This window comes from Streptomyces sp. NPDC101194 (assembly GCF_044767885.1).
Taxonomy (GTDB): Bacteria; Actinomycetota; Actinomycetes; order Streptomycetales; family Streptomycetaceae; genus Streptomyces.
This window is the reverse complement of sequence record NZ_JBIWOS010000012.1, coordinates 56,470-70,963: the sequence shown is the minus strand read 5'-3', so window position 1 is coordinate 70,963 and position 14,494 is coordinate 56,470. Positions and strand designations below refer to the sequence as shown.

Annotated in this window: 10 protein-coding genes; 2 read left to right on the top strand and 8 right to left on the bottom strand. The window is 70.0% G+C overall.

Going from position 1 to position 14,494, the window contains the following annotated elements; translation table 11 throughout:
* The first annotated feature begins 78 nt into the window (after positions 1-78).
* Complete coding sequence (locus ACIRP2_RS33315; protein WP_404256923.1) at positions 79-789, top strand: nitroreductase family protein; 711 nt, start codon at positions 79-81, stop codon at positions 787-789.
* A gap of 108 nt (positions 790-897) precedes the next feature.
* Here the strand turns inward: ACIRP2_RS33315 and pruA are convergent, their stop codons facing one another.
* Together pruA and ACIRP2_RS33305 are read right to left on the bottom strand one after the other, a co-directional pair.
* The gene (gene pruA / locus ACIRP2_RS33310; protein WP_404256921.1) at positions 898-2,529 is read right to left on the bottom strand and encodes an L-glutamate gamma-semialdehyde dehydrogenase; all 1,632 of its coding nucleotides are present in this window, start codon (positions 2,527-2,529) and stop codon (positions 898-900) included.
* Between the two features lie 47 nt (positions 2,530-2,576).
* On the bottom strand, positions 2,577-3,503 hold the full coding sequence (locus ACIRP2_RS33305) for a proline dehydrogenase family protein (RefSeq protein WP_404256919.1): 927 nt from the start codon (positions 3,501-3,503) through the stop codon (positions 2,577-2,579).
* 179 nt (positions 3,504-3,682) lie between these two features.
* Here ACIRP2_RS33305 and ACIRP2_RS33300 point away from each other — a divergent pair, with 179 nt between their 5' ends.
* Positions 3,683-4,825: a PucR family transcriptional regulator gene (locus ACIRP2_RS33300; protein WP_404256917.1), complete on the top strand. Its 1,143-nt coding sequence runs from the start codon at positions 3,683-3,685 to the stop codon at positions 4,823-4,825.
* Between the two features lie 144 nt (positions 4,826-4,969).
* On the opposite strand, the gene ACIRP2_RS33295 is transcribed toward ACIRP2_RS33300, so the two are convergent.
* From ACIRP2_RS33295 to ACIRP2_RS33270, 6 genes are all read right to left on the bottom strand, one after another.
* Positions 4,970-5,557: a TetR/AcrR family transcriptional regulator gene (locus tag ACIRP2_RS33295; RefSeq protein ID WP_404256915.1), complete on the bottom strand. Its 588-nt coding sequence runs from the start codon at positions 5,555-5,557 to the stop codon at positions 4,970-4,972.
* A 76-nt stretch (positions 5,558-5,633) separates the two neighbouring features.
* Positions 5,634-7,226 (bottom strand): phosphoglycerate dehydrogenase, encoded by a 1,593-nt coding sequence (serA, locus tag ACIRP2_RS33290; protein ID WP_404256913.1) that lies wholly within the window; start codon positions 7,224-7,226, stop codon positions 5,634-5,636.
* Between the two features lie 271 nt (positions 7,227-7,497).
* Positions 7,498-8,499: a ketol-acid reductoisomerase gene (gene ilvC / locus ACIRP2_RS33285; protein WP_037690024.1), complete on the bottom strand. Its 1,002-nt coding sequence runs from the start codon at positions 8,497-8,499 to the stop codon at positions 7,498-7,500.
* Positions 8,500-8,632: 133 nt separating this feature from the next.
* Positions 8,633-9,160, bottom strand: coding sequence for an acetolactate synthase small subunit (gene ilvN / locus ACIRP2_RS33280; RefSeq protein WP_351080820.1), 528 nt, complete (start codon positions 9,158-9,160; stop codon positions 8,633-8,635).
* Between the two features lie 22 nt (positions 9,161-9,182).
* Positions 9,183-11,039, bottom strand: a complete 1,857-nt coding sequence (locus ACIRP2_RS33275) for an acetolactate synthase large subunit (protein WP_404256910.1) — start codon at positions 11,037-11,039, stop codon at positions 9,183-9,185.
* 217 nt (positions 11,040-11,256) lie between these two features.
* Positions 11,257-14,091 (bottom strand): putative bifunctional diguanylate cyclase/phosphodiesterase, encoded by a 2,835-nt coding sequence (locus ACIRP2_RS33270; RefSeq protein WP_404256908.1) that lies wholly within the window; start codon positions 14,089-14,091, stop codon positions 11,257-11,259.
* Between the last annotated feature and the right edge of the window lie 403 nt (positions 14,092-14,494).

The following is a 14,494-nucleotide window of genomic DNA, read 5'->3' as shown; positions in this document are numbered from 1 at the left end:
GACACCGACCGGCCGGGCGCGCCGTTTCTGTCCGGCGAACCCCTGGTCCGGACCTGCTGTCGGCGCCACACTGCCGACATGCCTGACACCACAGCCCTGCCCCCGCGGTGGACTCCCACCCATGGAGAACCGTACCGACCGGTCCCCTATCGTCCCGAGCGGGCCCCGGCCGACGAGTCCCTTTCCCGTTCCACGGAGTTGCGGCGGCGGATGGACGAGCGCAGAACCGTACGCCGGTTCTCCGCGGACCCCGTGCCGGAGCAGGTCGTGAAGGACGCCATCGCCTGCGCCGCGACCGCCCCGTCCGGCGCCCATCAGCAGCCGTGGACGTTCGTCCTGGTCAAGGATCCGGAGGTGCGGCGGCGCATCCGGGAGGCGGCCGAGCACGAGGAGCGGATCAGCTACGACGGCAGGCTCGGCGAGGAGTGGCTGGCGGCGCTGCGGCCTCTGGGCACGGATTCCGTCAAGGCGCACATGACGGACGCCCCGGCCCTCGTCGTGGTCTTCCAGCAGCGGTACTGGATGGGTGAGGACGGCACCCGGCGCAAGCACTACTACGTCGACGAGTCCGTCGGGATCGCGGTCGGGATGCTGCTCTCGGCCCTGCACCTGGCGGGCCTGGCCGCGCTGATCCATACGCCGAGCCCGATGCGGTTCCTGCGGGAGGTGCTGGACCGCCCGGAGAACGAGAAGGCGTTCGCGGTGATCCCGGTCGGGTACCCGGCGGACGACTGCGAGGTGCCCGGCCTGGTGCGCAAGTCCCTGGACCAGGTGCTCGTGGAGATCTGAACCCGCCGGTCCGAGCGCCGCGCATGGAAACCGCCTCCCGACCGGCAGGGGAACCGGGCGGGAGGCGGGACTCGTGGCGGGGCGCCGGGGTGCGGCGCCCCGGAGGGATCAGCCCTGGTGGGGGTAGGTGTAGTCGGTCGGCGGAACCAGCGTCTCCTTGATGGCCCGGGTCAGGGTCCAGCGCTGAAGGTTCTGCGGGGCGCCGGCCTTGTCGTTGGTACCCGAGGCACGGCCGCCGCCGAAGGGCTGCTGGCCGACGACGGCGCCGGTCGACTTGTCGTTGATGTAGAAGTTGCCCGCGGCGTACCGCAGCTTCTCCATGGTGTGCGCGGCCGCGGCGCGGTCGTTCGCGATGACGGAACCGGTCAGCGCGTAGTCGGAGACCGACTCCATCTGCTCCAGCATCTCGTCGTACGTGTCGTCCTCGTAGACGTGCACGGCGAGGATCGGGCCGAAGTACTCGGTCGTGAAGACCTCGTTCGAGGCGTCGGTGCACTCGATGACGGTCGGACGGACGAAGTAGCCCACCGAGTCGTCGTACGTGCCGCCCGCGATGATCGTGCAGGACGGGTCCGACTTGGCGCGGTCGATCGCGGCCTTGTTCTTGGCGAACGAGCGCTCGTCGATGACGGCGCCGATGAAGTTCGACAGGTCGGTGACGTCACCCATGGTGATGGAGTCGACCTCGGCGGCGAACTTCTCCTTGAAACCGGAGTTCCAGATGGAGGCCGGGATGTACGCACGGGACGAAGCCGAGCACTTCTGGCCCTGGAACTCGAAGGAGCCACGGGTCAGCGCGGTCTTCAGGACGGCGTGGTCGGCCGACGGGTGGGCGACGACGAAGTCCTTGCCACCGGTCTCGCCGACGAGCCGCGGGTAGGTGCGGTAGTTGGCGATGTTGTTGCCGACCGTCTTCCACAGGTGCTGGAAGGTGGGCGTCGAGCCGGTGAAGTGGATACCGGCCAGGTCGCGGTGGTTCAGGGCCACCTCGGAGACGGCGATGCCGTCGCCCGTCACCAGGTTGATGACGCCCTTGGGCAGGCCCGCCTCCTCCAGGAGCTGCATCAGCAGCACGGCGGCGTGGGTCTGCGTCGGGGACGGCTTCCACACCACGACGTTGCCCATGAGGGCGGGGGCGGTGGGCAGGTTGCCCGCGATGGCCGTGAAGTTGAACGGCGTGATCGCGTAGACGAAGCCCTCCAGCGGGCGGTGGTCCATGCGGTTCCACACGCCCGGCGAGTTGGCCGGGGGCTGCTCGGCGAGGATCTGGCGCGCGTAGTGCACATTGAAGCGCCAGAAGTCGACGAGCTCGCAGGGGGTGTCGATCTCGGCCTGCTGGGCGGTCTTCGACTGGCCGAGCATCGTGGACGCGGCCAGCGTCTCGCGCCAGGGGCCGGACAGCAGCTCGGCTGCGCGCAGGATGATCGCGGCGCGGTCGTCGAAGGACATCGCGCGCCAGGCCGGGGCGGCGGCCAGCGCGGCGTCGATCGCGTCCTGGGCGTCCTGCTCGGTGGCGCCGGCGAACGTACCGATGACGGCCTTGTGGTTGTGCGGCTGCACGACGTCGAAGCGCTCGCCGCCGCCCATCCGCTTCTCGCCTCCGATGGTCATCGGAAGGTCGATCGGGTTCTGGCTGAGCTCCTTGAGCTTCGCCTCCAGGCGGGCGCGCTCCGGGGAGCCCGGGGCGTAGGAGTGGACCGGCTCGTTGACCGGCGCGGGGACCTGGGTCACAGCGTCCATGAGTGCCTTGTCTCCTTGTGTCAGGGGGTGGGGGTCAGCCGGGCAGGTCAGCCCTTGGTGAGGATGGAGCGGCCGAAGAACAGCAGGTTCGCCGGCTTCTCCGCGAGACGGCGCATGAAGTAGCCGTACCAGTCGGTGCCGTACGCCGTGTAGACGCGCATCCGGTGGCCCTCGGCCGCGAGCCGGACGTGCTCGTCGCTGCGGATGCCGTACAGCATCTGGAACTCGTACTCGTCCAGCTTGCGCCCTGCCTTGCGGGCCAGCTCCTGGGAGATGGCGATCAGACGCGGGTCGTGCGACCCGATCATCGGGTAGCCCTCGCCCTCCATCAGGGTCTTCAGGATGCGGACGTACGCCTTGTCGATCTCGGCCTTGTCCTGGTACGCGACGGAGGCGGGCTCCTTGTAGGCGCCCTTCACGATGCGGACGCGGCTGCCGGCGGCGGCCAGGCGGCGGGCGTCCACCTCGGTGCGGAACAGGTAGGCCTGGATCACGCAGCCGGTCTGCGGGAAGTCCTTCCGCAGCTCCTCGTGGATGGCGAACATCGAGTCGAGGGTGGTGTGGTCCTCGGCGTCCAGCGTGACCGTGGTGCCGATCGCGGCGGCGGCCTCGACGACCGGGCGGACGTTGGCGAGCGCCAGCTCGTGGCCCCCGTCCAGCGACTGGCCGAACATCGAGAGCTTGACGGACATCTCGGCCCGGGTGCCCAGGCCCAGGTCCTTCAGGCGGTCGACCAGTTCGAGGTAGGCGTCGCGGGCGGCGGCGGCCTGCTCGGGGGTGGTGATGTCCTCGCCGACCACGTCGAGGGTGACTTCGAGACCCTTGTCGGCGGCGTCCTCGACGACCCGGACGACCTGGTCGACGGTCTCACCGGCGATGAACCGGTCGACGACCTGCTTGGTGCCAGGTGCGGCCGAGATGAAACGGCGCATCTTGTCGCTGCGGGACGCGGCGAGAATCACGGGACCCAGCACGGGGCACCTCCACGGAAAGTACGAACGAAGGCCGTACCGGCAGAGGGGGAACAAAGCGGTACAGCACGGAGAACCACCGTGAAATCTAAGGATCCCTCCGATCGTGTGCCATCGACAGCTGTCACGCATCCGTTCCCGGGTTCTCAGACATATGTCTGAAGGGGTGCGAGAATGACCGGGTGAAGGGCGATTACCAGGAGCTGGTCGACGAGATCTCCGGGCTGCTCGGCGCCCCCGCGACGCTGGAGAACCGGGATTTCGGCCTGGTCGCCTTCGGCGCGCACGACAGCGACGACGACACGGCGATGGACCCGGTCCGCACCCGCTCGATCCTGACCCGGCGCTCCACACCCGCGGTCCGCGCCTGGTTCGAGGGCTTCGGCATCGCCCGAGCCACCGGCCCGGTCCGCATTCCGGCCGCCCCGGAGGCCGGGGTGTTCCGGGACCGGATCTGTCTGCCGGTGCGCCATCGGGGTGTGGTGCTCGGTTACGTGTGGCTGCTCGACGCGGACCCCGGACCGACGGACGAGCAGCTGACGGCGGCGATGGAGGTGGCGACCCGGATCGGGGGGCTGCTCTCCGACGAGGCGCGGGCGGGCACGGATCTGTCCCGGGAGTTCGGTGCGGTGCTCACCGCCGGGCGGGGCTGGCAGCGCGACATGGCGGTGGCCGCGCTGCAGGAGGCACTGGGCCGGGACTCGCAGGGGCTGCACACGGTGGTGTGCGTGAGCCCGTGGCCGGACGATCCGCCGTCGGTCCGCACGGTGTCGGCGGCGGCCGCCCTGTCCTCGGTCCCCGCTCCGGGGGCGACCGGGGCCCCCTCGCTGGCCGCGCTGATCCGACTGCGCTCCACCGACGTCCTCGACCCGGCGCTCGGCGCCGCGGACCGGCTGCGGGCCGGCGCGGGGCGGGGCGCCACCGCCGGGGTCGCCCTGCCCCGACGCGGGCTGACGGACCTGGCCGGGGCCTGGCACGAGGCGTCGGCCGCGGCCCGCGCGGCGGCGGCCGAGGCCCGCTTCGGCCCGGTCGCCGAGTGGTCGGCGATCGGCCCGTACCGGCTGCTGACCACTCTGCCCGCTGAGGCGCACGCCGACCCCGCGGTCCGCGTCCTGCTCACCCCGTCGCACAGGGATCTGGCCCGCACCGCCGAGGTGTTCCTCGACTGCGCGGGCCAGGCGTCCCGGACGGCCGCCGCACTCGGCATCCACCGCCAGACGCTCTACTACCGACTCTCCCGGGTCCAGCGGCTCACCGGCCTCGATCTGAACGACGGCGAGGACCGGCTGCTGCTGCACATGGCGCTCAAGGGCGCGCGGCTCTGACCCGGTGCGCCGCCCCGGGGCCGCGACGCGGCGAGCGTGCCCGGACGTCGCACGGCGGACGGCAGTCCGAAGACGCGACCCCGGCGACACAGCGAGGCGCCGTGGCCGTCGTCGCGCCCCCGCCAGGGGGTGACGGGACAGCCCTCAGCGCACCCGCCCCTCAAGAACCGCCTTCAGTCCGTCCGTCAGGTCCTGGGCGGAAGGTGCCGAATCACTGTCCATCAGCCACTGCACCATCACCCCGGCGAGCAGCGCCTGGCAGAACAGCCCCGCCACCCGCGCCTTCTCCGGGTCCGTCCCCGGGTCGATGCCGAGCATGTTCTCGGCGAGCCCGTCACGGCCCTCGCGCTGCGGGCCCGCCAGGGCCTTCTTCAGCTCGGGGTCCTGGTCGATCCGGGAGACGACCTCCATCTGGAGCTGCCAGACGGAACGGGTCTGCTCATAGCTCTCGATCACCCGCTGCCAGGTGTCGTGGAACTGGTCCAGCGGCGACCGGGGCCCGCCGTCGGCCTTCGCGGCCTCGTCCGGCTGCTCGGTGAGCACATCGCCCCACTCCTCCGTCAACTTGAGGAAGGCGAGATTGAGCAGGGCCTCCTTCGAACCGTAGTGGTAGCCGATGGAGGCGAGATTCGTACCGGAGGCGGCCACGATGTCACGGGCGGTCGTCCGGGCGTACCCCTTGTCCAGCAGGCAGCGCTTGGCGCCTTCGAGCAGATCCTCACGGTGTCCCATGAAAACAGCGTACCCGGCACACAGACGTTTGTGTAAAACATACGTCTAGATGCCGGGTACGCGAGGCCGGGGGACGTCAGTCGGTCAGGTTCACCGTGCGGGCCGACGCGGCGCCGATCTCCGTGGAGATCTCGGCGAGCACGGACGACGGAACGTCGTCGTCGACGGTGAGCACGACCAGCGCCTCGCCGCCCGCGCCCGTCCGCGAGACCTGCATGCCCGCGATGTTCAGACCGGCCTCGCCGAGAATCCGGCCGACCGTGCCGACGACACCGGGACGGTCCTCGTAACGCAGCACCACCATGTGGTCGGCCAGCGCCAGGTCCACGTCGTACTCGCCGACGGCGACGATCTTCTGAAGGTGCTTGGGTCCGGCGAGCGTGCCGGAGACCGAGATCTCCTCGCCGCCCGAGAGCGTCCCGCGCACGGTGACCACATTGCGGTGGTCCGGCGACTCGGAGCTGGTCGTGAGGCGGACCTCGACACCGCGCTCCTGCGCGAAGAGCGGCGCGTTCACATAGGACACGGTCTCGTCGACGACGTCCTCGAAGACGCCCTTGAGCGCGGAGAGTTCGAGCACCTTGACGTCGTGCTGGGTGATCTCGCCGTACACCTCGACGTCGAGGCGGACCGCGACCTCGCCCGCGAGCGCGGTGAAGATCCGTCCGAGCTTCTCGGCGAGCGGCAGGCCCGGACGCACGTCCTCGGCGATCACGCCGCCCTGGACGTTGACCGCGTCCGGCACGAGCTCACCGGCGAGGGCCAGCCGTACCGACTTGGCGACCGCGATGCCGGCCTTCTCCTGGGCCTCGTCGGTGGAGGCGCCGAGGTGCGGGGTGCAGACCACCTGGTCGAACTCGAACAGCGGGGAGTCCGTGCAGGGCTCCTTCGCGTACACGTCGAGACCGGCGCCGGCGACCCGGCCCTCCTTGAGGGCGGAGGCGAGCGCCTCCTCGTCGACGATGCCACCGCGCGCGGCGTTGACGATGCGCACCGAGGGCTTCACCTTGTGCAGCGCCTCGTGGCCGATCAGGCCGATCGTCTCGGGAGTCTTGGGCAGGTGCACGGTGATGAAGTCGGCGACCTCCAGCAGCTCGTCCAGCGCGAGCAGCTTGACGCCCATCTGAGCGGCGCGCGCGGGTTGCACATAGGGGTCGTACGCGACGATCTTCATACCGAAGGCCGACATGCGCTGCGCGACCAGGACACCGATGCGGCCGAGGCCGACGACGCCGAGGGTCTTCTCGCTCAGCTCGACGCCGGTGTACTTGGAGCGCTTCCACTCGCCGTTCTTGAGGGCGGTGTTGGCCTGCGGGATGTTGCGCGCGGTGGCGACCAGCAGACCGCAGGCCAGCTCGGCGGCGGTGACGATGTTGGACGTCGGTGCGTTGACGACCATCACGCCGGCCTTGGTGGCGGCGGAGACGTCGACGTTGTCCAGACCGACGCCGGCGCGGGCGACGACCTTGAGCTTCTTCGCGGCGGCGATGGCCTCGGCGTCGACCTTGGTGGCGGAGCGCACCAGGATGGCGTCGACGTCGGCGATCGCGGGGAGGAGTTCGGCGCGGTCCGCGCCGTTGCAGTGCCGGATTTCGAAATCCGGACCCAGGGCGTCAACCGTGGCAGGCGACAGCTCTTCAGCGATGAGTACGACAGGTTTCGAGCTCACGTGAGTCCTCACAGGTCCAGTGCGGACGGCCGTCCCGACGGCCGCAGGCGGTGGAGGGGCTTGCCGCGTGGAAGACGCACGACACTGTGGGCCTGACGCGTGTATGTGTGGAGAAGTGTAGTCATGCGCCAGGGCGCATACTGCGCCCCGATGGAAGGATCACCCACACGGGGGTGGACGACTTGTACACACGTACGACGCCGCCTCTTCCAGCGGTGAAGGAAAACGCCCCGGGGGCAGGTCCTCGGACCCGCCCCCGGGGGCGTCGGTGTTACGCGTCCTCGTCGTTGACCCAGCTCATGAGCTTGCGCAGCTCGCGGCCGGTGGTCTCCAGGAGGTGGTCGCTGTCCGCCTTCTTGTACTCGTTGTACTTGGGCAGACCGTTGTGGTACTCGGCCATCCAGTTCTTGGCGAAGGTGCCGTCCTGGATCTCCGCGAGGACCTTCTTCATCTCGGCCTTGGTGGCGTCCGTGATGATCCGCGGGCCGGTGACGTAGTCGCCCCACTCGGCGGTCTCCGAGATGGACCAGCGCATCTTCTCCAGGCCGCCCTCGTACATGAGGTCCACGATGAGCTTCAGCTCGTGCAGGCACTCGAAGTACGCGATCTCCGGCTGGTAGCCGGCCTCGGTCAGGGTCTCGAAACCGGCCTTGACCAGAGCGGCGGTACCACCGCAGAGCACGGCCTGCTCACCGAAGAGGTCGGTCTCGGTCTCCTCGGTGAAGGTCGTCTTGATGACGCCGGCGCGGGTGCCGCCGATGCCCTTCGCGTACGACAGGGCGAGCGCCAGGCCGTTGCCCGAGGCGTCCTGCTCGACGGCCACGATGCAGGGAACACCGCGGCCCTCCTCGTACTGACGGCGGACCAGGTGACCCGGACCCTTCGGGGCGACCATGCAGACGTCGACGTTGGCCGGCGGCTTGATGAAGTCGAAGCGGATGTTCAGGCCGTGGCCGAAGAACAGCGCGTCGCCGTCCTTGAGGTTGTCCTTGATGGACTCCTCGTAGACCTGGGCCTGGATCGGGTCCGGGACGAGGATCATGATGACGTCGGCCTCGGCGGCGGCCTCGGACGGGGTCACCACGCGCAGGCCCTGCTCCTCGGCCTTGGCCTTCGACTTGGAGCCCTCGTGCAGACCGACACGGACGTCGACACCCGAGTCACGCAGCGACAGCGCGTGGGCGTGGCCCTGGCTGCCGTAGCCGATGACCGCGACCTTGCGGCCCTGGATGATGGACAGGTCGGCATCGTCGTCGTAGAACAGCTCGGCCACTGGGTCTCTCCTTGGTGTGCAGGTGTTGCGTCCCACCGTACGGCGGGGTGCTTGAGATGCGTTCTGGGGTCTCGCCATACGGGCGGCGAGGTGGGGCGGCGCCCCGGTGCCACGACAGCGGTGCCGGGCCGGCCTAGGCCGTGCGGTCGAGGGCGCGCAGCGAACGGTCGGTGATCGAGCGCGCGCCGCGCCCTATGGCGATGGTGCCGGACTGGACCAGCTCCTTGATGCCGTACTGCTCCAGCATCTTGAGCATGGCCTCCAGTTTGTCGGCGCCGCCGGTCGCCTCGATCGTGACGGCCTCCGGGGAGACGTCCACGGTCTTGGCACGGAACAGCTGGACGATCTCGACGATCTGGGAGCGGGTCTCGTTGTCTGCGCGGACCTTCACCAGGACGAGCTCACGCTGGATCGCAGCGGTCGGCTCCAGTTCGACGATCTTGAGGACGTTCACCAGCTTGTTGAGCTGCTTGGTCACCTGCTCAAGAGGCAGGTCCTCGACACTGACGACGATGGTGATGCGCGAGATGTCGGGGTGTTCGGTGGTACCGACCGCGAGCGAGTCGATGTTGAAGCCGCGGCGGGAGAACAGCGCGGTGATCCGGGCGAGGACACCGGGCTTGTTCTCGACCAGGACGGAGAGCGTGTGCTTGGTGGACATGAAGTCGGTCTCTCTCTGTCTCTCAGTCGTCTTCGTTGTCGCCGAAGTCGGGACGGACCCCGCGGGCGGCCATGACCTCGTCGTTGGAGGTGCCTGCGGCGACCATCGGCCACACCATGGCGTCCTCGTGGACGATGAAGTCGATCACGACGGGGCGGTCGTTGATGGAGTTGGCCTCTTCGATGACCTTGTCCAGCTCGGCCGGGTCCTCGCAGCGGATCGCGTAGCAGCCCATGGCCTCGGACAGCTTGACGAAGTCGGGGACGCGGGTGCCCTTCGCCGGGACGCCCTCGGTGTCGGCACCGGAGTGCAGCACGGTGTTGGAGTACCGCTGGTTGTAGAACAGGGTCTGCCACTGGCGGACCATCCCGAGCGCGCCGTTGTTGATGATGGCGACCTTGATCGGGATGTTGTTGAGCGCGCAGGTGGTGAGTTCCTGGTTGGTCATCTGGAAGCAGCCGTCGCCGTCGATCGCCCAGACCGTGCGGTCCGGCATGCCGGCCTTGGCGCCCATCGCGGCCGGGACCGCGTAGCCCATCGTTCCGGCACCGCCGGAGTTCAGCCAGGTGGCGGGCTGCTCGTACTGGATGAAGTGCGAGGCCCACATCTGGTGCTGGCCGACGCCCGCCGCGAAGATCGTGCCGTCGGGGGCGAGCTGTCCGATGCGCTGGATGACCTGCTGCGGCGAGAGGCTGCCGTCCTCGGGCAGGTCGTAGCCGAGCGGGTAGGTGTCGCGCCAGCGGTTGAGGTCCTTCCACCAGGCGGTGTAGTCACCGACGTGACCGTCGTTGTGCTCCGCCTGGACGGCCTGGACCAGATCGGCCAGGACCTCGCGGGCATCGCCCACGATCGGGACGTCGGCGGCACGGTTCTTGCCGATCTCGGCCGGGTCGATGTCGGCGTGGACGATCTTGGCGTACGGGGCGAAGCTGTCCAGCTTGCCGGTGACGCGGTCGTCGAAGCGGGCTCCGAGGGCGACGATCAGGTCGGCCTTCTGCAGCGCGGTGACGGCGGTGACCGCACCGTGCATGCCCGGCATTCCGACGTGCAGCGGGTGGCTGTCGGGGAATGCGCCGAGCGCCATCAGTGTGGTGGTGACGGGCGCTCCGGTGAGCTCGGCGAGGACCTTCAGTTCGGCGGTGGCCCCCGCCTTGATGACACCGCCGCCGACGTAGAGCACCGGGCGCCTGGCCTGGGTGATCAGCTTGGCGGCCTCACGGATCTGCTTGGCGTGCGGCTTGGTGACCGGGCGGTAGCCGGGCAGGTCCTGGGTGGGCGGCCAGCTGAACGTGGTCTGCGCCTGGAGGGCGTCCTTGGCGATGTCGACGAGGACGGGACCCGGACGGCCGGTGGAGGCGATGTGGAAGGCCTCGGCGATGGTGTGCGGGATGTCCTCGGCCCTGGTGACCAGGAAGTTGTGCTTGGTGACCGGCATGGTGATGCCGCAGATGTCGGCTTCCTGGAAGGCGTCCGTGCCGATGGCCTTGGAGGCGACCTGGCCGGTGATCGCGACCAGCGGGACGGAGTCCATGTGGGCGTCGGCGATCGGGGTGACCAGGTTGGTGGCGCCGGGGCCCGAGGTCGCCATGCAGACGCCGACCTTGCCGGTGGCCTGCGCGTAGCCGGTGGCGGCGTGTCCCGCGCCCTGCTCGTGGCGGACCAGCACATGACGGACCCGGGTGGAGTCCATCATCGGGTCGTACGCCGGAAGGATGGCGCCGCCGGGAATGCCGAATACCGTGTCGGCACCCACTTCCTCAAGAGACCGGATGAGGGACTGCGCACCCGTGACGTGCTCAACGGTGGCGGCGGACGATCCGCCGTTACGGGCCCGCGGCTGGGGATGGTGGGCCCCGGTGGCCTGCTCGGTCATCGGCATTCTCTTCTCGAAGCTGAGGGTTCTTGCGGGTGTTTTGCGACGTTTTGCGTGGTTCCAGTGCAACAAAAAACCCCTCGTGCCGTGAGGCAAGCGAGGGGAGCGCGTCGGAGTGGTCTGCAGAGTGTCTACGAGGGACTCAGCTTCAGCCGACGCGCTTTCCAAGTACGAGAATTCGGGTGCGCATGGCAATGACCCTCTCTCCGACGCACGTGGCGTGTCAAGTGGGTGGGACGGGAGTCTCAACATGTGAGCCGCTGAGAAGAGGGAGCGAGCCGCCTGCCAGCACCGGCTGGGCGGCGGCGCCGGGCACCGGGAACTCTCCCCGGGACAGGGCACGGCGCAGCCGGTACTCGTCGAGCGGCCCGGAGAAGGCCATTCCCTGGCCGTGCGTACAGCCCATGGCGCGCAGCGCGAGGACCTGCTCCGGTACATCGACCCCGTCGGCCACGGACTGCATGCCGAGGTCGCAGGCGATACGGAGGAGGCCGCTGGTGATCTTGTGCAGTCGGGCGGATTCCACGACTCCTTCGACGAGACCGCGGTCCAGCTTCAGCACGTCGATGGGGAGCCGGCGCAGGGCGTTGATCGCCGCGTAGCCGCTGCCGAAGCCGTCGAGCGCGATGCGGACGCCGAGCCGGCGGAGCGCGACGAGGCGCTGTTCGAGTTCGTCGAAGGAGATCCGGGGGTCGCTGTCGGACACCTCGATCATCAGGGCACCGGAGGGCAGGCTGTGCCGGGTGAGCAGCGCCTCGATGGAACCGAACGGCATCCCCTTGTCGAGGAGCCTGCGGGCGGAGAGCCGCACGGCTACGGAGACCGGGTGCCCGGCCCTGGCCCGGTCGGCGGCCTGCTCGACGGCCTCTTCGAGGAGCCAGCGGCCGAGCTCGGCGGTGCGGTCGCCGTCCTCGGCGACGCGGAGGAACTCGGCCGGGGTGAACAGGATTCCCTGCGCCGAACGCCAGCGGGCCTGCGCGGCGACGGCGACGACCGCGCCGCTGGCGAGATGCACCACGGGCTGGTGGAGCAGGGCGAACTCACCGTCGCGCAGGGCGGTGCGCAGCCGGGCCGCCAGCTCGGAGCGGCGGACGACTTCGGCCTGCATCTGCGGGGCGTACAGCTCGACACGGTCCTTGCCGCCCGCCTTGGCGCGGTACATGGCGAGGTCGGCGTTGCGCATGAGGTCACTGGGGGTGATGCCGGGTTCGGCGAAGGCGACGCCGATGGACGCGGCGACCCGGACCTCCCCGGCGCCGATGCGGTACGGCTGGGAGAGCGTGAGGCGCAGCCGGTCGGCGATCTCGTGGACCTGGCATTCCCGGGCGGACTGGTCACGGGTGCCGTCGCCGAGGATGATGGCCGCGAATTCGTCCCCGCCGAGGCGGGCCGCGGTGTCGCCGGCCCGCACGGACTCGTGGAGACGGCGGGCGGCGTGGACGAGGAGTTCGTCGCCCGCCTGATGGCCGAGGCGGTCGTTGACCGCCTTGAAGCCGTCGAGGTCGATGAAGAGCACGGCGGTGCCCGGGTCGCCGGAGCGGCGGCCGCCGAGGGCCTGGCGGACCCGCTGGGTGAACAGGGCGCGGTTGGGCAGGTCGGTGAGCGGGTCGTGCTCGGCGTTGTGCTGCAACTGCGCCTGCAGCCGCACCCGTTCGGTGACATCGCGACTGTTGAGGATCAGCCCGCCCTGGTGGCGGTTGACCGTGGACTCGACGTTGAGCCAGTCCCCCGTGCCGGATCTGAAGCGGCACTCGATCCGGGTGGCGGGTTCCTCGCCCGGAGGGGCGGCGAGGAACCGGCGCACCTCGTGGACCACTCGTCCCAGGTCCTCGGGGTGGATGATCGAGGCGAGTTCGGCGCCGACCAGGTCGTCGGCGTCACGCCCGTACACCCCGGCGGCGGCGGGGCTCACGTACCGCAGGACGCCGGTCGGGGCGGCGATCATGATGACGTCGCTGGACCCCTGCACCAGCGAGCGGAAGTGGTTCTCCTTCTGCGCCAGTTCCTGGGTGAGGGCGATGTTGTCGACGAGCATGATGCCCTGCCGGACGACCAGGGCGAGCACCACCGTGCAGCCGGTGAAGACCACCACGCGGTCCACCCGGCGACCCTCGATGACGTTGTAGAGAATGCCGAGGGTGCAGACGGCGGCGGCGAGATACGGCGTCAGCGCGGCCAGCGATCCCGCGATGGGGCGGCTGGTCGGGCGGGGCGCGCCGCGCGGCGGGAGGGCGTCGTCCGTCGCGCCGTGGGCACCCCAGGGCGCGTACGCGAGGAGCAGGGAACCCCCGAACCAGCCGGCGTCCAGCAGTTGGCCGGAGTGGTAGCTCTGGCGCAGCAGCGGGGAGGTGAACAGGGCGTCGCACAGGACCGTCAGGGCGAGGGCGACGATGGCGGTGTTCACCGCGGAGCGGTTGGCATTCGACCGCCGGAAATGCAGGGCCAGCACCATGGAGACCAGCACGATGTCGAGCAACGGGTAGGCCAGCGAGAGCGCCGCGCGGGCCACGCTCGCCCCCTCGGCGTCCACGAGATGGGCGGTGTGGGCGAGAGCGAGGCTCCAGGAGAGCGTGAGCAGCGAGCCGCCGATCAGCCAGGAGTCCAGGGCGAGACAGACCCAGCCGGCCCGGGTGACGGGCCGTTTGGCGAGCACGAGCAGCCCGACGATGGCGGGTGGGGCGAAGCAGAGGAAGAAGACATCGGCGAGGGAGGGGCTGGGCACCGAGCGCCCGAGCACCACCTCGTACCAGCCCCAGACCGCGTTGCCCCCGGCGGCCATGAACGAGGAGATCGAGAACAGCAGCCAGGCGGGCCGGAACCGGTCGCCGGCGGACCGCGCGTAGAGAAAGCAGGAGACGGCCGCGATCAGCGCGGCGACGCTGAGTCCGAAGTCCCCCATGAAGAGTGCCAGCTCCGAGGAACCCCAGCCGATGGCGGCCCCCACCGCGTACCCGCCGCAGACGAGGCCGAGCAGGACCTGCGGAACCAGTGCGGACGAGCCGCCGACGGTCGACCGCCGGGAGAGCAGAGCCCCGAGCGCTCCGGCCGGCGCGCTCATCGGGGCGCACCCCACGCCGGGGCCCGCTCCGCATCCGCCGCCCATGTCACGGCACCCGGCACCCGCGCTCGCCGCGCCACCGCTCCCGTCCGGGCGCCCGCGGCACGCGGACGACCCGTCGCCCCGCGGGACGCCGTGACACCCACCGCGCGGGCGGACGGCGGGAGAACCGGAGCGCACCCCGGTCGCCGTCGACCACTCCGTGGTACCGGATCGTTCGCCCATCGGCCGTTCATCGCCCGTACCCCCCTCGTGTGTTGCGTCCTCCCCGGCGCCGTCCCCTCCTCGGCGCAGCGCCCCTTTCGGGACGATACACCAGACCAGTCACGCAGGGACATAGGTCACCTACGCTCAGTGACGACAAGGGGGAATGTCGGTACTGTACGCAGCCGTACGGAATCAC

Excerpts from the sequence above, each read along its gene's own strand:
- ACIRP2_RS33270 (WP_404256908.1), bottom strand. The coding sequence starts at position 14,091 with ATGAGCGCGCCGGCCGGAGCGCTCGGGGCTCTGCTCTCCCGGCGGTCG.
- pruA (WP_404256921.1), bottom strand. The coding sequence starts at position 2,529 with ATGGACGCTGTGACCCAGGTCCCCGCGCCGGTCAACGAGCCGGTCCAC.
- ACIRP2_RS33275 (WP_404256910.1), bottom strand. The coding sequence starts at position 11,039 with ATGCCGATGACCGAGCAGGCCACCGGGGCCCACCATCCCCAGCCGCGG.
- ACIRP2_RS33295 (WP_404256915.1), bottom strand. The coding sequence starts at position 5,557 with ATGGGACACCGTGAGGATCTGCTCGAAGGCGCCAAGCGCTGCCTGCTG.
- ACIRP2_RS33315 (WP_404256923.1), top strand. The coding sequence starts at position 79 with ATGCCTGACACCACAGCCCTGCCCCCGCGGTGGACTCCCACCCATGGA.
- ilvN (WP_351080820.1), bottom strand. The coding sequence starts at position 9,160 with ATGTCCACCAAGCACACGCTCTCCGTCCTGGTCGAGAACAAGCCCGGT.